The organism is Fibrobacter sp. (assembly GCA_012523595.1).
Classification (GTDB): Bacteria; Fibrobacterota; Chitinivibrionia; order Chitinivibrionales; family Chitinispirillaceae; genus JAAYIG01.
On sequence record JAAYIG010000209.1, the window covers coordinates 1 to 21090 of the forward strand.

Genomic DNA, 21090 nt, shown 5'->3' on the forward strand with positions numbered 1-21090 from the left:
GGCACTACACTATGTCAACACAGAGGGGGTGGCGGAAGACCGCAGTCCTCTGCGGGCTGGAGACAGGGGGAGACCTCCCACTTATCATCTCTTTACAAGTTTAATGAACCCTATAATTGTTGTCCTGATCTGATCATAATCAGAACCATCTTGAATTTCTCAGGCGCGTCAACCGCATGAGGTTTATTCGCCGGCATGATAATCTGCTGCCCGGTCTCAACCCTGTACTCGGTATCCTCGATAGTTATCACACCGTATCCGTCGATTACCTCCAGGAGTGCATCGAATGGAGCTGAGTGGGTACTGAGCCTCTGTCCTCCGTCAAACGCGAAGACTGTAACCGTTCCCTCTTTGCTGTCGATAATTGTACGGCTTACAACAGCACCCGGATTATAATTGACAAGATCAGCATATTTGAATGGCTTTGCGATCAACTGCGGATCGACTTTTCCCGGTCCCTTTGTGCTCATCTCCTACCTCCTTCTGATTTAGATTTTTCAGACAAATGCGTTTGTTTACTATCAAGAACCTGGAGCCTCCAGATCCCCCAAAAGGGATTCTGTGCTCCTGTACTCCTAAACCCATTCCTCCTTAAGCACTTCTCCCCTGAGACTTATCACGATACTTTTTACCGGAACCTTTCTCTTCGCCGCCATCACTGCCTGCTTCGCGAGATTGAGAAGTCCTCCACAGCAGGGCACCTGCATTGTAACCACTGTCAAGGTGTTGATTTTCGCATCATCGACCAGCGCCTTTATCTTATCGAAGTATATCTCCTGCCCCTCATCGAGCTTCGGACATGCTATGGCCAGGGTTTTACCCTTGAGGAAATCCCGGTGGAAACCTCCAGATGCAAAAGCCGTGCAATCTGCCGCCAGGAGAAGATCCGATCCCCTGTAATGAGGAGCATTTGGCGAAATCAGATGCAATTGTACAGGCCAGTGGGTCAAATACGATTCGCTGTCTGTAGTATCCCCACTGACAGTATTCTGGAAAGTGATTGTCCTCGAACCGGGACATCCGCCACCATGGGTCTCTTTCTTCTCTGTGCCCGCATCGGGTACAGGCAAGCCGTTTTCCTTCAGAAAAGCGACCGCTTCATTGTAATACTGCTCCTGGTTGTGGCTTTTGAGATGTTCCAGATGAGCAGCGATGGTATTTTCGCCCTGCTTGACTATATTTTCCATGACTTTTCTCTCATCGTAAATTTCAGCTTCCCTCTCTACTACAGTGATCGCGCCCTGAGGACAGTGCCCCAGACACGCCCCCAGACCATCACACATGATATCACTGACCAGTCTTGCCTTGTTGTCGATTATCTGAATCGCCCCCTCGGGACAATTCGGAATACATAACCCACATCCGTTACACTTTTCTTCATCGATACTGATAATGCTGCGTTTCATCGTTTCCTCCCTTTTTCTTTCACCTCTCACTATTTAATATGCGTTTTTTGCGGGGAACCTTTCTTGATGTAAATCAAGAAAATGAGATTTTTTTCACATTAATTCCCGCCTTCTGCATATAACAATGCAGCCCTGAAGGGGCGAAATAGTTTTAATTTTAAGAAATGTCTTGAACTATGATTAAGCTGATTAAGAAGGATTTAGAAAAGGATCGATTCCGATACCGACCCCGAAACGGAGATTTGTGGTTTTACAATCGGTGCTGCAAATCAGATGCTATGGGGAAACGGAGTCTTGACGCAGGAACGGCGTAGAGGCAAAAATGTTGCTTGTAATTAACAACAGTCACGTAGCAAGTCCTACCCATGACGGTCTTCCGGCATGGATAATGATTCGTCACCTTCAGCGGGGGTTTTAGGGGCCAGGAATACGGCCCCTACCTTTTTTTTGATGCTTTTTATATATGACTATCAATTATTTTGATATTTATTCTATATCATTATCATTACATTACAATTAATGTTCCAACCCCAAAAACCGAATTATTTTGTTTAAAACCTAATCTTATCCCGAATCGAACCGAAGCGAAAGGTAAATCATACACACCATGGACATGCTCAGAATGCTGGATTTTACCGAGCTTTTCGGAGGCCTTTCCGAGAGGAGCAAAAAGATGCTCGCTGAAATCGCTATCCCGAAACGGCTTCAGAAGGGAGAGACTCTTTTTCATGAGGGGGACAAGGGTTTTGCTCTCTATCTCATGGGGCACGGAAGTATCCAGTTGGTGAAATCCGGGCCTGATACCAAAGAGGTAGTTGTAAAGATGATCCATCCGGGAGAAGTTTTCGGTGAGGTGATTCTTTTTGAAAAGGATCAATATCCGGTAACCGCGACTGCTGTAAAGGACAGCACCGTTTTTGCCCTCCCGAAACATCAATTCCACTGTCTTCTCAATGATCAATCATTCAGAAACGACTTTATTGTCCTTCTGATGCACAAGCAGCGCTATCTGACCGAGCGTCTGATGCATTTTCAGTCGCATTCAGTGGAGCACAGGTTCTATCTTTTCCTGAAGGATCAATACGGGATGAAAAATCAGATCACTCCCGGGATGTCAAAGAAAGAGATGGCCGCTGCGATAGGGGCCACCCCGGAAACCCTCTCCCGCATCCTTGCGAATCTCAAATCAAGCGGCATGATGGTGTGGGAAGGCGGGAAAATACTGATAAAGGATGAATACTGGAAAAATTACGGTGAAGAAGATCAATTAATGCCTTCAAGGAGAAAAAATGATTGATATCAAGGGTAAATGGGCACTTGTCACAGGTGCAAGCAGAGGAATAGGAAAGCAGGTGTCAATTGCGCTTGCTGAAAAGGGATGTAATCTCATTATCCACAGCAGGAATCTTTCCCATACTGAAAAGCTCGCCGAAGAGATCTCCTCCCGGAATGTAAAGGTCTTCCAGGTGCAGGCTGAACTTGTCGAAACAAAGACAGTCAGAAAACTTGCCGAGGAGGCGGAAAAACTATCCGGTGGACTCGATATTCTCTTCAACAACGCAGCAATCATGACCCAGTACCGTACCGACTATTTTATCACTGAAGAGACCGATTATATAAGAAGTTTCACTGTTAATACAATTGCCCCGATCATGCTCTGTAATCTCATTATCCCGTCGATGATTAAAAGAGGATTCGGCCGTGTTGTCAATGTGACATCAGGAATCAAGGATGAGCCTCAGCTTATGCCCTACGCCGCATCGAAAGCTGCCCTGGATAAATATGTGACGGACATGGCAAAGCATCTGAGCAGCACAGGGGTACTGATGAATCTTCTGGACCCGGGATGGCTCCGGACCGACCTGGGAGGGCCAAATGCTCCCAATCCCGTGGAATCTGTGATTCCGGGTGCGCTGGTACCGGTGCTATTGGATGATGACACCTGCGGGAAGCTTTTCAGGGCGCAGGAGTATAGGGAGGCGTCATAGGGTCGGCGTCATTAATGACGCCTCTATTCATGAGAACCCCGATGAAATCGGGGTGAAAAAGCCCGTTTCTAACGGGCTTTTTTTGGCTAGAGGCGGACATTTATGCCGCCGGGGGGTCGGTCGGTATCATCAATGACACCTCCACGAAACATAAAACCCGATGAAATCGGGGTATGAGGAAGCCCGTTTCTAACGGGCTTCCCTTGGCTAGCGGTGGCATTTATGCCGCCGATTGATGCCGCCGATTACGCCCCCGATAATCCAATCCCCCCAAAACAATATTTCCCCCAACTATTCGCATACATGCTCTGCAAGGTCTTGAATTATTTTCTGTAATGACAAAAATTTCACATCAGAACGCCTTTTTCTCAGGGCGACAATCTCAGGAGTTTTCCAGATGAACAAGGAAAGAGATGATTTTTTCGATGAGCAGTCAGGCAACGATCAGGCATCAGACCAACTGCTGAAAATGATCGAACAATACGACAAGAAAGTACGCACAGATATCACCCCCGGACTGAAAGTGACCGGAAAAGTCACCCGCATCGGAAGCGAATACGTCTTTATCGATATCGGAGCTAAAAACGAAGCACTCATGAAAGTCACTGAATTGAGCGGAGAAAACGGTGAGTTGTCTGTAAAAGTCGGAGATAAAATAAGCGCATTTGTGGTATCAGACAGGGCTGATGAAATCATCATGAGCAAGAGCATGGGAGGCCAGTCTGTGCCTGTGTCTGAACTGATCGAGGCCATGAACAGCCGTGTCCCTGTACAGGGAAAAGTCACCGGAATCAACAAGGGCGGTCTGAATGTAAAAATCATGGGTAACAGGGCATTTTGCCCGGTTTCTCAGATCAATATCAAATTTACAGAGGATATCAACTCCTACCTTGGCAAAACTATGGATTTTGTAATAACCAGAATTACCGAGGGAGGAAGAAATATAGTCGTCAGCCGAATCCCTCTTCTGGAGCAGGATCTCAGTTCAAGATTTGATGCTTTACAGGATGCGGTAGTCAATCACACGGTCCTCAGAGGCAAGATAACAAAAATTACCGAGTTCGGGCTTTTCGTTGATTTGAACAATATCGAGGGACTGGTACATATCTCCGAGGTCTCATGGGAGAGGGCAGAGAAGCTCGATGAGCTCTTCTCGGTGGGTCAGGATATCGATGTGGTGGTATTGAAAGTAGAGAAAAAGGAACCGCTGCGCAACTCCAGAATCTCTCTTTCTATCAAGCAGGTCCTTGATGATCCCTGGAAATCTGTCGGTTCTAAATTTTCACCCGGCCAGTCTGTGCAGGGCAAGGTAACAAGAATCACCAATTTCGGTGCATTTGTTGAACTTATCCCTGGTGTTGAGGGGCTGGTGCATATCTCCGAGATGTCCTGGGGAAAAAGAATCCATCATCCTTCCGAAGTTGTTCAGGAGGGAAATCTGGTGAATGTCAATATCCTCGGCATTGACGAAAACAAAAAGACAATCTCTCTGAGTCTCAAGGATGTTTCCAATGATCCGTGGCGTGATGTGGAAAGCCGTTTCCCTGTTGGATCCGAGGTATCCGGGACAGTCGTCAAAAAAAGCAGGTACGGATACTTTGTGGATCTTGACCAGGGAGTCACCGCCCTTCTTGTTTTCGGCAATATCTCCAAAGATAAAAAAGATTCCTTGAAAGAGGGAGATGTTATCACTGTGACAGTGGAGTCTATAGATACCGAAAACCGTCGTATCTCACTCTCCTTTGGGGTCACCGAAACAGTGAACAACAATAAAGAGGTTTCAAAGTACCTTGACTCTCAGGAAAAAGTGCTGCAGGAAAAGAAGGCATCTACTGAATTCGGCAGCGCTCTTCTTGCTGCCTTGAAGGGGAAAAAATGAATATTCTGGCTTTCGGAGGCGCCGGGTATATCGGCAGCCACGTTGTCAGGGCTCTTATTGATAAAGGGCATAGTGTCACAGTATTTGATAACATGTCAACCGGACGTAACGAGAATCTTTTTCCGGACACCCATTTTATCGAGGGTGACATACTCGATTACGCCAGGGTGCGTTATGCCATGGATAAAGGTTGTGATGCCATAATTCATCTTGCGGCGTTCAAGGCTGCCGGGGAATCGATGATCGCGCCGGAAAAGTATTCTCTCAACAACATCACCGGAACCATAAACCTTTTGAACGCGGCTGTAAGCTCAGGTGTAAAGTACATCGTCTTTTCCTCATCAGCGGCTGTTTACGGTGAACCGAAGTACCTTCCAGTTGACGAGAATCATCCGGCAAATCCAGCAAACTACTACGGATTTACAAAACTGGAAATCGAGCGGATTCTTCACTGGTACGACCGTCTCAAGGGCCTCCGCTATGCCGCTCTACGCTATTTCAATGCAGCCGGATACGATATCGAGGGAAGAATCACGGGGCTGGAGATAAAACCGGAAAATCTCCTTCCCGTGGTCATGGAAGCCGCATCAGGGGTAAGATCTGAGCTGGCAATTTTCGGCGATGACTATGATACTCCTGATGGGACCTGCATAAGGGATTATGTACATGTAAGTGATCTGGCCGATGCGCATATCAGAGCACTTGATTATATCTCCAATGAAAATTCGAGCATTATGGTGAACCTGGGAAGCGAAAACGGTATCAGTGTAAAGACGATGGTGGAAAAGGCCAGAGAGGTCACAGGCAGAGAGATTCCGTCAAGAATTGCTCCCAGGAGACCCGGTGATCCGGCCAAACTCGTCGCTTCCTCACAACTGGCCCGGAAACTCCTTGGATGGGTGGCGAAGTACAGTGATGCCGAAACGCTGATAAGGAGCACCTGGAAAGTTTATCAGAATTCAGTTGTTAATTGACAAGCCAAAACAACTGAAAACTCATCTCACTTCCAGAGATTTTCGGATTGCCTCTTTGAGGGCTTTTGCCAGCGGCGGAGCGAAGAGTTTCCTGGCAAATGTCGGTGATGAAGCATCCGGGGTCCTTTTCTTAAACATCGAATAAAAAATCGGCCTTCCTGTAGCCCCCAGACCTATCTTTTCGTAAAGCAATTTTCCATCCTTGCTCCATATTTGGACATGAAATTGCGCATTTGCCGAATATGTGACAGGACGCACATACGATCCCTCATATTTTCCGCCTCTCCACCCTTTCTGCCTCACTGCGCTGTGTTTTATGGAGCAACTGTATGGAACCGCGACCAGATCCGAATTGAACTCCTTCGCTATGCCGGCAATCAGTTCACTGATCGTATCCTTTGATGTTTCACTTTTCACCAGATTTGACCAGTATTCCTCTATTTGCGGCACTTTTTTGTTTCCTGTGGAATCCGGATGCTGATCAGTTACTTTAAATATCCTGGAAAGCTCAAAAAGCACAAGCGCGTTTGCAGCTTCGATGTAAAAAGAATCACTGTATTCCACTTCCGGTTTTAATGATGTATTATCGATATATTCCGATTTGATCGATTTAAGGGGGAGATACAATATGGTAAGTGATGTGTCATTCAGGATGTTGGAATCGGCAACATAGTGTAAAGTTTTCGCCGGACTTGAACTAAGTACAAAAACCGCACAGACAGGGATTACAGAGAGTAGTTTTAACATTATGAGATAAGCCGTTCTGTTATTGAACCGGAAAAGGAAATTTTTTGAGAAGTAGATACAGAACTAATATACAATATTTGACGTTTAAACAAGGAAACTGTCTTCTCCGGCTCGGGGTCGGTATCGGAATTGGCATCGGTATCAATATCAAAACAGGTAATCCTTTAATCATGCGAATCAAAGTCAGTATCTAATCAAACAAATCATGGTATGAAATTTCCTAAACTCCTTAAAAAAACTCAGTGCAGAGTCCCCACACTTACCGGATGGGTACTGTTTGTTTCTGTTGTTCTGACTACTGGTTGTGTTTTTTTCCTGAATGTGCATAATTTCCTTTCAGTAAACAGACCTCTGGGAGGAAGTATTCTGATAGTTGAGGGATGGATTCCTGACTATTGTCTGGAGGAAGCTGCAAGGGTTTTCAGGGAGGGTGATTACAGAATGCTTATTTCCACAGGGGGCCCACTTAAGCAGGGTTCTTATTTAAGGGAATATAATACTCTTGCCGAACTGGCAGCAGCCACATTGAAAGAGCTTGGTATTCCAGAAAAGCAGATTATTTCTCTTCCCTCGCCGCACACCAGGAAAGATCGTACCTGGCAGTCCGCGCTCACAGTCAAGGATTTTCTTCTCGATAAAGATTCCTGTGTCATAGATCTTTTCTCATTCAGTGTGCACTCCCGCAGATCAGCTTATCTTTTTCGTAAAGCATTAGGCAAAAAATTCAGAGTAGGAGTGATCTCCACCGAAAACCGCGATTACGATCCATCCCGATGGTGGATGTTCAGCGAGGGAGTAAGATCGGTATTAAGTGAATCTATCGCTTATATCTACGCCAGAGTAACCTTTTCTGCTCCCTGATTAGATCGAAGTGCCTCTTCATCAGACGACTAGTTTGTCATTTCGACGAATCTTTGAGGAGAAATCTTCTCATAATCAGAGGTTTATTCCACCTTAAACCCTGGTGTCCCATACCACCCCGCTGAATCATAAAAAACAGGACATTCCCGCCAGTTTCTTCCGAAATTATTAGAAAGGGCATCGTATGACTTATTGACAAGCTCAATTGATCTGCTGTCCTTTACTACCGGCCATTCTATTTTGTTGGATTCACCGGTAAAGATCACCTGATCAATCACAGTAGAGTCTTTGCTCAGTAATGCGATCCAGTTACCGGATGCTGACAGGTTAAGAAATGAATTTGACTGATCAATCCAGGAGCCATCTCCTCTTCCAAACACATAAAAACCTTTTCCTTCTATCTCCACATCTGTAATTGTATTTATTGTTTTATCAAGCACTACCAAAAGTGTATCGAGAAAAAGCGAATCTGTTCCTGGATTGTAAATTTCCACATATTCTGCTTTATCAACTTTGTACATTAACTCGGTTATAAATAGAATACCGCTTTCCGTATCCGCGATATTTAATCCATCCATACTTCCAGATACTAAAGTTATTCCGGGATCATAAATCGAAAGATTGAGGGAAAGATTTCCCGGAAGGCCTTTGAATTCAAGAGTAACAGAACTGTTTGAAAGAGCATTGAATGTCAGATCCCTCGATGCGGTGTAAATAGTATCACCCCCGGGCCCTACCCCGGATACGTAGAGTGTGCCTTTGGTTTTGTTGGGAATTTTATCTATGCTGATGAAAACTCTCGTATTTCTGCCAGTATGCACTACCCAGCTTGTGTCTTTTGAGACAAAAGATGCGAAAATGGAATCCACCGATGTCGGAATACCAGCTATTTGTAAATAGATCGAGCCCACCGCCGGGACAAGGACAGCGTTTACATCTGAAACCGATCCCGGATATATCCGCACAGTCCTGGAACCCACAGAATCTACATGCACCGTAAATCCGCTCTTATCTACAGTGGTAACTGTGATTTTCCGGTTACTTCCGGATGGGATACCCGGAAACGTATCCGTAAAGAGAAATTCTCCCGAAGTGATCTTTTTGCTCCTCCGCATTGTACCTATGTCAGACGCGCTGACTACTACCACCACGCTGTCATAGGTAGTCAGCATCGATTCCGATGCTTTGGCAAGATTGCTTTGCAGAATCTGGGCTCTGATCACCAACGATCCATTTTTAGATTCCGGGCTGGATGGATAATCCCCGCAAAACAAGAATAAAACCATTGCAGCCGGAAAAACTGAAACAGCAAAATGCTTTATCCTCATAATACTTATCCTTTCCCAGAATGAGAATTACTGGCCTGCAGCCATGAAGATGAAGCAATTTTCTTACCATTTTTTCAGGGATTTAAAATGAAGGAAAAGCCTAACTGAAAGAGCTGATATGGTTCTACTGACTTACAGGGGAAACTTTCTGCCGAAGGTTCAGTTCATTCCCGTGGGCCTTTTTTGTTCTCTTGTGGTGAGGAATAAAATAGTGCCACAAGATCCCAAATGTAAGAAGTGCCACCATGAAGCTGCTCATTGATGCCATCGAGGTGTGAGTAATAAACTTTTTTACCATCTCTACCGTGTTCAAATGAGGAACCGTAAAAAAACCATACCCAAACCCTCCGGACACTGTAAAGCCGCCTATTCCAATGCCAATGGCAAGCTTTTTCGCGAATTTGAATCTGTGAGGAATAATGTGTCTCAGCGGTTCTGCCTGCCAGTACCATTTAAGATACCAGTAAACCATTATAACAATACCGGCCAATGAACCGGCATACTGCAGGATATAGTAGACTCTCATTGTCCCCTGAGGAAAAACAAATACGGGACTGTTTAATACAGGAAACATCTGCACTATCCATCCATCATGATGAGTCAAACTGTCCCACAAAAGATGGGAAAAAGCCCCGAGCACAAGTGAGAGAACAATTCTGATAAAGTTGCTCAATGGAAAAAACCTGAATCTCTGTGCGACAGGGAATAGTCTTACCTGATGATTGTGCGGAATTAATGACAAAAGGGGAAATTTGATCAGTTTATGGAAGACAAAAAGCGAAATCAGTCCCACCGGGAGACAGAAGATAAAAACCCCCGGAATGGTATGTCCTATCGCTTTTCCATCTGAAAGCCGCAGAAAAAACTCAAAATCAGGAATCATGCTTCCCAGAACCAGGGCGGATGTAAACAGGCCGAAACGCCTCATAGGAACAGACAACGCAGGATGAGAAATGGTAACTGGCATATTTTAAGTCTTCATTGAGAAGGTGGTTAAAATGAACAGAAGGAAAATCCTGAGGGGACTTATCGCTCCTGAGGGCAACCTCTAATCCGGAACTAATCTGAATTTAAAAATGGTTTTTCCAAATTGAGAAAAAAGACTGAAAACCGATTTCGTTTTGGGAAAATGGAAATTGAGGGTTTTTTTGATGGAATGTTGGCCCCTAGCAAAAAACCACATTTTTGGGCGGCATAAATGCCAGCCCCTAGCAAAAAAAAAGCCCGTTTAAACGGGCTTTTCTTCAATGGCTGTGGCATTAATGCCACAGCCAAAACTGCCAAAAACTATCTCTTCACCCCCAAATACATCCTCGTAGTCTGCGTCTCACCATCCCTCAACGTAACCCTTATAACCGCCATATATACCCCAACTCCCACATCTCTCCCCTTGCGGTTACGCCCGTTCCAGTGAAAGTACATGCTGCTTGCACTCCCACTTCCAGGCACCAGGTCTCCACTTATAACCCTGTTTCCCAGTTGATCCAAAATATCGACTTTCCCACTGAAATCACCCGTCGTCTCTATCCGTGAAAACGGAACAACCCTGATCACCATCCCGGGAAGACCCGCGATTCCAGGAGGTAAATCACCGTTATCCGCTACAAACGATTTTCCATGCACCAGCGGGTTTGGACCGACATCTATCTTTATTGTAAACGACAGCGGCTTTACCTTTAAAGGAGCATTCCGGTTGCCCGGATTGTCCTGCACTATTCCCTTGTTGTCAGCCATACCGGATGACGGGTCGATGCGGATAGAATCGCGGCTTGATGGGAAAGTGGCTCCATTTATGGCCGTGATCAGGTAAATGTGCGACTTGTTTCCGCTCTCCCTCAATAACTCACCCGAAAAAGTGTAAGTCGTCCCGGTTTCCTTCGAGGTCAGAATAAAAGGCACTCCCGGTACGATTGTAACCGGCTCTGAAAACTCTACTGTCAATGTGTCCTGAGTAGATTCGGATTCAGTCACAGACGGAGCATAGACAGCCGAGATTATTACCGGTGCTGCACTGTCAGCCACACCAATCTCCAGACTGCTGTTAGGGAATGAACTGTGTACTCCCGAAAAATGCATCATCCCGCCTGTTACTATCTGAGTGTCGGTAAGAAGCCCCTCTATCCTCATGCCTATCACTTTCTGATCTGCTCCGGGATAAAAGATGCTGTCCTGAGGCACCACCACCATCGAATTTGTGTTCCAGTATAATCCGGCGGCAAGATTTTCTTTACTTATGTCTTTATGAAAGGTCACCTCTACATAGTCAATTTTACCGTCCAGATCCAAATCCTTGTAAAACGCTCCTGTCACACGCGGCGGCAGCTCCTTGAGAACAATCTCGATACGTGGATTCTGCGGATGAGCATGGTTGCCGGTAGCATCAGTTACGGTTCCTGCAGGATCTATGGAAACCGAATCTCCCCTGGCTATCGGTATCTCACCGGCGTTTGCCAGTACGGTGAATGTATTGGTCGCCTGATCAGATCCGATTATCGCCTTTACAGCTATCGGGTATTGACCCGATCCCTTGGTTAACACAAGAACACTTCCGATCAGACTCGTTACTGCCTCCGAAACCGAAATTACAAGAGTATCATCTCCCGGTCCCTCACGTTCGTAAAGAGTAACCGTGCCGGTAAGAACCGGTCCTGCCGCATCATGAAGCGGGAAATTGGACTTGCGTACTGCACCGCCATGGGTGATAAATGAGTTCCCCTGCCCGGCCATCCCCGATGAAAAGCCTGTAATCCCCTGCTGGAAGTTTGGACGGAAATAAGCACGGACAGTATTGTCGGATACAATTGACATTGAATCCGCCGGCATCTTTACTATTCTGCCGGTGGATGAATTGGGGAAGAAAACCTCAAAGGAATCCGGAAGCTCCTTTATTGCTGTCGAGTACACCACTTCCATCTCATCAACTGCACCGTCCCCGTTTACATCAAAGATTCTCCCGCTGACAGCAACCGGGAATGTGGCCTTGCTCGCGAGAAATGCCGTCGATGAATCTGACGGGTCCGTGGGATCGATATAGGTGATCTTTATCCTGTCTCCCCCGGTCATTGAAATCTGATTCGGCCCTCTCTGCGATACATCCAGGCTGACTACCGATATGGGCACCTCGGTCTGGAAGACATTCGACGAATCAGCGGTTTCAACTACCCTCACAACAAGGGAATCACCGTTGATCGGATTGTAAACAGATACCCAGAGAGTATCTTTTGCACCGCGGTTCTGGTTCCCGTTTTTATCTGTCACGATAATATGGAAAACCGTAGTGTCTATTTTTGCGGTATCACTTATTACTTTGAGTTCAGTATCCCTGATGGAGAGGTTTGATGGATACTGCTGGATAAAAGGCGCCTCAATGTAAAAACTGTGATTTGTCACAGCACACCCGAAACACTCTTCACAATCCGTTGATGGTCCCGCGAAAAGTGTTACGTCAACCAGATTCCTGCCGTTCTTTACAGGCACAGGAATATTGAAATCGTAGTTCTTGTTCGCCTCATTCCAGAAAACCATCGATGACGGGTTGTCAAGGCGTACGCCATTTACCCATATATCATTGATCCTGCCATCAACCGGTGTCACATTTGCATATCCGCTTACTGTCAATGTTTTTGCCGATCCCTCATACAGGTAATAATCCGCGTTGGGATTACTTATCGGAGATGTAATCTGGGAGGTTAGCTCAAAGTGAGTCTTCTTTGTGGCAAGCTCTGCCTTCGATGGAGAATAGCCCCAGACATACTCCTCTTTGCGGTAAATTGTCACGTAATAATTGATCGGCTGAAGAAAATAACTGTTATCAACCTCATCTTTGGGCAGTTCAGGAACTCCGGGATAATCAACCGGATCACCCTGTGCTGTGCTGTGCGGTCCGAAACTCCAGTCCCTGTCACTTATCACATGCACAGGGGGTTCATCGAGCTGATCTATTCCCCTCTCCGGTTCCCATCTGACAAAGATAATATCCAGACGGATCCTTGATTGAGAATGCATCTCTATATCCCACAGGGGCAGGGTAAGATAATAGGCATAAGTCTGGTCGGTCGGATCGTAGGTATCCTCCATCTTTTTTGGCTTCTGCTTGACAAGATTATCCCATACTCTCTGACGTAACTCGCCTTCTATTGTTTCCTGATACCCGTCTTCGCGGTAAAGGACACAGATATCAAGCCGCGCTCCAAGATCCTTCTCAAACCCCTCCTGTGCCCTGAAATACAGCCTTACTTCCAGTGAATCGTACGACTTGCCTTCCTGGTTTACGATATTTATTCCTATACCAGGCTTATCACCCCAGTGGTAACGAAGTGTACGCACATCAAATTTGACATGCTCAACCGGGGTCGTAAAAGAATAGAGCTGACCCTGGTTATCATCACGTGAATCACCTGACTCCACATAGAAGTAATAGGTGGTCTTCTCTTTGAGCCCCCCGATTTTCACGTAATGGAACTTTGTGGGGTGCCCGGAAACATCTCCCTCATGTGTAATTGTAGGAGGTTTCTGCTCGCCATATACTACTCTGCTGTCAAACTCCCCGTTGGGAGTATACCAGAATATCTCAGCACTGTCATGTGTCACTTTGCAGATTTTGACATTCTGTATATCCGCATTGGTGGGACAGTTCTGCCCTGTAGTAAAAGTAAAGTATACCTCCTGGCGCTCCTCATTGATATTTTTAAGCACCGACTCCCTGCCGTAAACGTCTTTTACAACCACATCAAAGATGTATTCAGTCCCCTCTTCAAGCCCCTTGAGAACCATCCGGTGCAGTACATCCGATGAATCGGATGAGACCGTCATACTGGTACTCCCTCCCTTGCCATACCTTATGACAGCATCTCCGTAACGGGACTGCCTGACCTCTACGATTGCATTATCACACCCCACATAAAGAATCCGCACTGTTCCGGTAGGCGGCCCGATCTCGATCTCCTTTGCCAGGCCAATCACCGGCATCAGTATATTTGTCGTTCCGTCTATTCCTGTTTCGGAATGATGATAATCATCGTAGTGCTCTTTGTACAGGGAAGTAGTGGGCATATATCCACCCTGCAACGCACCAACCGGCGGACGATACCTGTAAAACGCGCCGGGAACATTTTTCCCTTCCGGATTTGCCGCCCTGTGGTGAGGATGGTTGAAGTTCTTGTCACCAACCCCGTATATCATGCTGATATCCCAGGGATTCACACCCAGCATGTAATCCAGCATACGGATAAGAATCGTTTTCACCTCTTCAGCTTTCCAATCCGCTGATGCAGGTGTGTTTGGAAGAGCTATACCCTGTATCCTGGTTGCGATATCATAATAGTAGTACATCTCCGTGATATTACCCGCCTGGTAACGGTTCCACACCCACTCCATCTGGGTATGCATTAAAAACCAGGGAAGTACATATCCTACAACAGGTGGTACCCAGTGGCCACTTTCCGGAAGCCGGATTATCTGTCCTTCCTGCTTTGCAACTGAACCAAGATTTGCCATCAAATTATAGACTGTTTTTTCAATCAAACCAAGACGCTCATTCTCTGATAGACCAAGCTGCTGGCAAAACGTGGTATCATCGAGTACCAGCTTGAAAAAACCCCAGAGGACATGCGCATGTGATGACGCCCAGTCGGTGTTTGCGGTACCATGGTAAAATATGGGGTCATTATTTGTAAACCATCCGCCCTGGAACAGTTTGACATTATTTTCTGAAGCTTTGGCACCTATTGTCTTGTCATAACAAAGTTCATCAAGATATTTCCGCTCACCGGTTGCCCAGAGCAGCCCAAGACAGGCAAAAGCTATATCATCATCCAGTTTTGTCTCACCATTGTAGGCAGGAGTATCTGTTTTATCCAGTCTGGTTTTTGTAAATTCATAAATAGCTTTTGCTGCAGCAAGACACCTGTCTGCATAAGCCGCATCGTACGGACGGTACATCTTTGAAACAAATGCCAGATTAGCAGTATACTTTCCAAGATAGTCGGTTGTCGGGTGATTTCTGGCTTCACGAGGAGGACCTCCCCGGAGCGTCGGCATCTTATCCTGGTTTTCGGGTTGCCCCCACCACATATGATCATTTTGAAAACTTCCCACTGAAGTTATCATTTTGCCCGGCTGACCACCAGCCAGATCGAACGAACGAAGAACAAAATCGGCTCCATGCTTCGCTTCATACAAAATATCCGGAATTCCATCAGTTACAAGTGTAATACCCTGATCAGCACTGTATACATCCGCATCACGGTCAGAAAACGCTGCTGCCGCCAATCCCAGGACAGCCGCAGTGTAGCTCATCGTCGCACCCTCTTTCAGGTGATCCCCGCAGTCATGCCACCCCCCCGTGACTGCATCCTGAAGATGACAGGCTCCGTGAAACCAGGACTGTGAATCGCCACACCGGTTTGCACCATAAAACTTCAACAGCGCATCACGAACCCAACTGTAAATCTGCTCATCGATTAAAAACTCCGCCGATGTATCTGAGCCGACTACCACCCTGTATTTCCCCGGAGGAAGATCTGGAATAATACCCTCGAATATTGTCCCGGAAACCTCCGGGCTGGTCATGATATAGCGGGTATCTCCTCCGCTGACAAGCGTTGCATTATTAGATGCTCTGATCTCTAACTGCCCTGCTGTCCTCTGACCAGTATTGGTCATAGTACCGGTCGCTGCCACATTAGATGAACCATCAATAACCTGAAAAGACGATGCGGAACCACTCGCCACATAGTAGAAATATTTTGTATCCTGGAGACGATACCCGGCCTGATTTACCCGGACCCTGGAGATTTTCAGATTCACAGAATCCCTGTAAAGCTGATCCATGGTATCAGGCAGAGGATTTGCAATGGGAACATAAGGAAGAGGGTCAGTAGCAAGCTGCCCGAAACTGTACCCGGCAAAAAGAGCTACAGCAATAAAACACTTAAAAGACTTTCTGAACATATCAACCTCAAAGTCTTATTATTAAAATGGATCTTATATTATTACTTAGTTACGGCATCCATATATATAGTTCATGCCGATTCAGGATTGGAAACCCAATTTATCTCTTGACAGAAAATAGCAGGTGATAGTGTGATGAAAGACAGGCCTCATCCAGGCTGATTGTTTTATAAAAAGCCTCTGGAATCACCCCTGAAACAGGTTTTTCATTCCTTACGGTAAGCAGCATATTTTGTGTTAAACTGGTACCCCTCTTTTCGTCTCATATCATTTTACTTCAGTCTAACCAAAAACCACTTTTCGCCTGAGCACAAGCATGAGAAAAACGCGAAGCGTTTACCCCTTTGCGTCCTCTGCGACCTCCGTGTTTTAAACTCTTATTCTTATGTCACCTGAACAGTAAAGGTGTGATGAATTGTAAACGATTTAGGAGAACCCTTAATCTCTTCTGGTTCCGTATTCTTCTAAACGCGAAGCGTTTAACCTTTGCGTCCTGCAATCGCGATTACTTTTAATCATAAGAGAATGAAAATCAAGTCTTTACATCAGGATAAACTCATGCATTTTCTTCTGGCAGAATTAAATCTTCCTGCGAACCGCCAGCATGGTTATATCATCGTAGGGCGGCTGACCGGCGCAATGCTCTTTAACTGCCTCTTCAACATTCTTTACAGCCTCAGTAGCTGAGCCAACCGGCACCTGAAGTATAGAATTCAGCTTGTTTTTAGTGAAAAACGCCCCTTCAGGACCCCTGGCCTCAGTCACACCATCTGTGTAGCAGAAAAGCATCTCCCCCGGTTCAAGCGCAATCTCATTGTGCGAAAACTGCCCGTCAGGAACAATTCCTACCGCGGGACCAGTCGTCTCGATCCACTTTCTTACTCCTCCCTGCGCACTGACAACAGCAGGAGGATTATGCCCGGCATTTACATAGGTTATCACATTGCGTTCCGGATCGAGAATCCCCATAAACAGCGTAGCATACATGTATCTGCCGTTGTTTCCGTAGTGATGATTTATCACATACTTGTTTGTCAGGTTTACAGCATCCAGGGGATGTGTCGCACCGGATAAAGCCTGCTCTGTAAGAGCCCTGATCAGGGTATTTATAAGTGCCATGAAAAGCGCCGCTCCTACATCTTTACCCGACACATCTGAGATGACAAGCACGATCTTTCCATCCGGCAACTTGAATACATCGTAAAAATCTCCCGAGACCTCCCGTGCGGGTTGGAAAGCAGGATGAATCTCCCAGTGATCTATCTCAGGAAGCCCCCTGGGGAGAAAACTACCCTGAATCTCCCGTCCAAGCTCAAGCTCATGCTTTATAGCCTCCAGATAAGCGTGCTCCGCCTCCCTGAGTTTCTGCAACTGCTGGTTTGCGACCTCGAGCGCAAGAGCCTGCTCCTGCACTTTTTTCATCAGTATCGCACCCTTCAGCGCACTGCTTATATGCTGACGCAGTATCTCATAAGTAAATCCATCACGGCATTTCCTGACCTCAAACACCGCAATCCCAATCTGATCTTCCCTGAAAAACAGCGGCTCCACAAGAAGCGATCTGGTTCCAGTACCTATCATACCTGCAGGAACAAGATCCGGAGCCTCAAACTCCGGTCCCTCTATCGGCATCGCCTGTCCAAGCGAAAGGAAAACCCTTAGCTTCTTCAAGGGAGACTTCGGCTCTGTATAAAGCGAGATCCAGCAGTTGTTAATCTCCAGCTTGGAGAGTTCCGCGGCGATAACCTCCTGAAGATGGCTGAAATCGAAAGCTGATGCGATAGACTGGCCGGCAGCTCTTAGCAGCGTCGATTGCCGCTCAGCATCGAGCCTGCGATGAGCCTGGGCTCTTGCGGCAGAATCCGCTATTGCCATATTTGCCTTCTGGAATATCTCCTCGATATGCCCCGGGATCCCCCCGTCAAAGATAGCGGTGGCTAATTGACGCATGACCGTGATCGCCTTCAGAAGTCCCGGCGTATCCCCTCCGGCAAGTGCAAGAGACCAGGCAACTCTGCTTAAAACCGGCAGAAACCCTCCCGGCTTTTCTCCGGAAATCTCGCCTATGAAAGAATCGGAAAACTCCCTCACCACGTTGTCATCTATGGCCTCCACAGCATTCATCCTGGCCCTCTCCATCACCGATGCCACTTCCCTGAAGAACAACTCTTTGTGCTCCTGGGAAAGTCCCGATAACTTCTGGAAGAGCCCATCCCTGGTTTTCTCCAGGCGAAAACACCCGCAGGATTGTCTTATTGTGATAGTTGCAGGGACTACAATTGTCTCCGGGGCACTTCTACCCTCTATCAGGCCGATAAGTGTCTCTACTGCCTTGCTGCCCATCTCATAAAGAGGCTGCCTTACTGTTGTAAGTGGAGGCGCGGAAAAACAGCTCTCTTCGATATCATCGAACCCGACCACCATCACCTCATCCGGAACCCTGATATGGCGCTCCTGAAAAGCCTTGAGCGCACCCAGTGCGGTGTCATCATTTGCACCCACCAGTGCCTCAAAAGAGAGCCCGTCACGGTCCAGAAGCTGATAAACAGCCCTGGCTCCTGCATCCCTGCTGAAATCCCCCGGCATTATCAGGTCCGGATCCGGCCTGACACCATGTTCAAGAAGAACCTCACGGAAAATCTTAAGCCTCTGCTCGGCTTCCTGATTTCCCTCAGGCCCCCTCACAAAAGCGATCTTTTTGCAGTTATGATCCTCGACCAGATGAGAGATAAGCTCCCTCATCCCTGAGGTATTATCGACAATCACCGATGGGATGCCTTGAACTCTCGGTCCCAGACAAACAAGAGGAATGTCTTTGAATTTACTAAGGAATTCATTGAATTCTGCCGGAGAAATAAAATTCCCCAGTGACCCGGAAATGACAAGCCCTTTAAGCTTATGGACATCTATGTGATTGTAGATGCTATTTCTCTGAGGTTCAAAAGGGTCCCATGAGGAAACATTGAGAGAACCACCGGCATAACAGATCAGAGAATACCCTCTTTTTACCGCCTCATCCGATACACCGATCCAGATCCTGGACTGGTAAAGACTGTTAACGCTCTCGGTCAGAAAACCTATAGCCGGAGCATCCGATTCCGAGCTTTTTTTGCTTGACAATTAAGACCCCTGTTTTAAATTCCGTCCACCTGTTTCTCCAAGTATCCTGAAACAGTGAAGCTCAAACTCCGATGTGTAATCAGGAGATTTTTTACTGAATCGTTTAACCGGAAGGTACCGATTCAGACCATGGTTCTTATACTGTATTATATAACGTTTACCGGAAAATGTCAAATTATGCCGGGTTTCGGAACCAATAGGAAGCCTCACCTGAATGTTATCACCAGATTAAAATTTGGGAATAGTGGGGGGAAAAAAAAACACGGAAAAAGAGGACACGGAAGTAAAACTCCTAAAAGGGACAGGCAAAGGGTCAATTTATTACTTCCGCGCCCCTGATTCCGCATATCAGAGGGGGATAATTCGGAATTTCCCTAAGGATTTCCCGAATCCAAAAACTTAGTGGTATGGTTTTGGTTGGCGGTTCAAAGAATTTATTCTGGGGTTTTTAGCCTGTTTTATAGCCTAAATTCCCCTTCCTCCTCTTCGGTATCGGTATCGGAATGCAATCCACCATTTTATCCTGTCATAATTGATATAAAAAATAGTTCCAGGCCCTGCCTTCAAGCATGCTTTTTCCTCTAAACCTTAGTATCTATCTTGCCAAACCTTACTCAACTCGTAAATGCTAACCGTTGGGAACTACTTTACGTCAACGCAGAGGGGATAGCCCAAGACCCCCCTTCGCTCAGGGCGTTCGTAGATTCTCTTAATCTTAAGGAAATGGGAATTAAAACACGTGAAAGTATTGATGGGCAACCCAGTTTTGCTCCATCATTACTTCTTAAGATCTGGCTTTACGTCTCTTACGGAAAAATAAACAGTTGTAGGAAATTGGAACGGATGTGCAAACGTGATATTGCACTCCTTTGGTTAACAGGAATGAATTCTCCTGACCATAACACTTTCTGGAGATTCTTCTCCGAAAATAAGAAGGCAATTAAGGAATTTTCAAAACATCGGTAAAGATAGCAATAAAAAAGATCTTGTAGGGATGGTATACCACGCAATTGATGGAACAAAGATCGTTGCTAATGCGTCAAGATTCAAAAAGCTGGACAAAGATGGAATGAAGAAACTGATGGAGCGTCTGGATGAATATATTGAAGCAATAGAAAGAGAAATTGAACAAAGAAAAGATAAACCTGATGACAGATTACCAGAAGTTCTTGAGAATACAGTGGAGCTGAAAAAGAGAGTTAAAGAAGCCGTTGATTCTTTTCAGGATAAGAAGAATGGAACTTTGAGTCCTGTGGATATAGACAGCCGCAAGATGATTACAAGCAGTGGAGCAATAGAGTATGCCTATAATGCACAGGCAGTTGCAGACCAGAAGCATGGAATAATAGTAGGATCGCAGGTTAGTCAAAAAGAATCGGATAACCATCTGTTAACAGAGATGATTGAAGAGGTGAAGGATACTGTAGGAAACAACGCTAAATACAGTGTTGCTGATGCCGGATACTTCTCAGGAGAAGAGATAGCCAGAAGTGAGGAATTGCGGGAGCAAACAGATGTTTATGTAAATATACCAGAAAATTATAATACAAATGCAGGAAAGAAAAGTGATGACAAATACCACGTTAACAAATTTACATATGACATTAATCGTGATGTTTTTGTGTGCCCTCATGGTACAGTATTAAAAAGATGCTATCAGAGGCCTAGTAACGTTGTGATGTACAGATGAAATTCAATTTCCTATTTTGAGACAGTCTGGACTTCCCCTCCAAGAAATCTTAAATTCACAATTATTTCACCCCTTCAGAACTCATAGAAACTGGGAGTGTGGGACAGGCTTTTTGAATAGACCAGTACAAATACCAGACCCATTTA

At 46.0% G+C, this 21090-nt stretch carries 14 protein-coding genes; 7 read left to right on the forward strand and 7 right to left on the reverse strand.

Translation table 11 applies throughout. From position 1 onward, the window contains the following. Positions 1-110 precede the first annotated feature (110 nt). Positions 111-470, reverse strand: coding sequence for a cupin domain-containing protein (locus GX089_14445; GenBank protein NLP03690.1), 360 nt, complete (start codon positions 468-470; stop codon positions 111-113). Positions 471-575: 105 nt separating this feature from the next. Next, positions 576-1406: a 4Fe-4S binding protein gene (locus GX089_14450; GenBank protein ID NLP03691.1), complete on the reverse strand. Its 831-nt coding sequence runs from the start codon at positions 1404-1406 to the stop codon at positions 576-578. Between the two features lie 622 nt (positions 1407-2028). Here GX089_14450 and GX089_14455 point away from each other — a divergent pair. From GX089_14455 to galE, 4 genes are all read left to right on the forward strand, one after another. Further along, on the forward strand, positions 2029-2703 hold the full coding sequence (locus GX089_14455) for a Crp/Fnr family transcriptional regulator (protein ID NLP03692.1): 675 nt from the start codon (positions 2029-2031) through the stop codon (positions 2701-2703). Continuing rightward, positions 2696-3394, forward strand: a complete 699-nt coding sequence (locus GX089_14460; protein NLP03693.1) for an SDR family oxidoreductase — start codon at positions 2696-2698, stop codon at positions 3392-3394. The genes GX089_14455 and GX089_14460 overlap by 8 nt, the downstream gene beginning before the upstream one ends. Before the next feature lie 397 nt (positions 3395-3791). Then, positions 3792-5273: a S1 RNA-binding domain-containing protein gene (locus tag GX089_14465; protein ID NLP03694.1), complete on the forward strand. Its 1482-nt coding sequence runs from the start codon at positions 3792-3794 to the stop codon at positions 5271-5273. Continuing rightward, positions 5270-6247 (forward strand): UDP-glucose 4-epimerase GalE, encoded by a 978-nt coding sequence (gene galE, locus GX089_14470; protein ID NLP03695.1) that lies wholly within the window; start codon positions 5270-5272, stop codon positions 6245-6247. The genes GX089_14465 and galE overlap by 4 nt, the downstream gene beginning before the upstream one ends. Before the next feature lie 21 nt (positions 6248-6268). On the opposite strand, the gene GX089_14475 is transcribed toward galE, so the two are convergent. Beyond that, positions 6269-6994, reverse strand: coding sequence for a hypothetical protein (locus tag GX089_14475; protein NLP03696.1), 726 nt, complete (start codon positions 6992-6994; stop codon positions 6269-6271). Positions 6995-7204: 210 nt separating this feature from the next. On the opposite strand from GX089_14475, the gene GX089_14480 reads away from it, so the two are divergent. Next, entirely contained in the window at positions 7205-7855 is a 651-nt protein-coding gene (locus tag GX089_14480) for a YdcF family protein (GenBank protein NLP03697.1), read from the forward strand. A gap of 83 nt (positions 7856-7938) precedes the next feature. Here the strand turns inward: GX089_14480 and GX089_14485 are convergent, their stop codons facing one another. From GX089_14485 to GX089_14500, 4 genes are all read right to left on the reverse strand, one after another. After that, entirely contained in the window at positions 7939-9183 is a 1245-nt protein-coding gene (locus tag GX089_14485; protein ID NLP03698.1) for a lamin tail domain-containing protein, read from the reverse strand. Between the two features lie 124 nt (positions 9184-9307). After that, a complete protein-coding gene (locus tag GX089_14490; GenBank protein ID NLP03699.1) occupies positions 9308-10150 on the reverse strand; it encodes a DUF4184 family protein in 843 nt (280 codons plus the stop codon). 320 nt (positions 10151-10470) lie between these two features. After that, positions 10471-16134 carry a hypothetical protein gene (locus tag GX089_14495; GenBank protein ID NLP03700.1) on the reverse strand — a complete coding sequence of 1888 codons (5664 nt, stop codon included), beginning with the start codon at positions 16132-16134 and terminating at the stop codon, positions 10471-10473. A gap of 579 nt (positions 16135-16713) precedes the next feature. Then, positions 16714-19254 carry a SpoIIE family protein phosphatase gene (locus tag GX089_14500; protein ID NLP03701.1) on the reverse strand — a complete coding sequence of 847 codons (2541 nt, stop codon included), beginning with the start codon at positions 19252-19254 and terminating at the stop codon, positions 16714-16716. Positions 19255-19977: 723 nt separating this feature from the next. Here GX089_14500 and GX089_14505 point away from each other — a divergent pair. Together GX089_14505 and GX089_14510 are read left to right on the forward strand one after the other, a co-directional pair. Then, complete coding sequence (locus GX089_14505) at positions 19978-20220, forward strand: transposase (protein ID NLP03702.1); 243 nt, start codon at positions 19978-19980, stop codon at positions 20218-20220. Positions 20221-20248: 28 nt separating this feature from the next. Next, positions 20249-20944, forward strand: a complete 696-nt coding sequence (locus GX089_14510) for a transposase (protein ID NLP03703.1) — start codon at positions 20249-20251, stop codon at positions 20942-20944. Positions 20945-21090 lie beyond the last annotated feature (146 nt).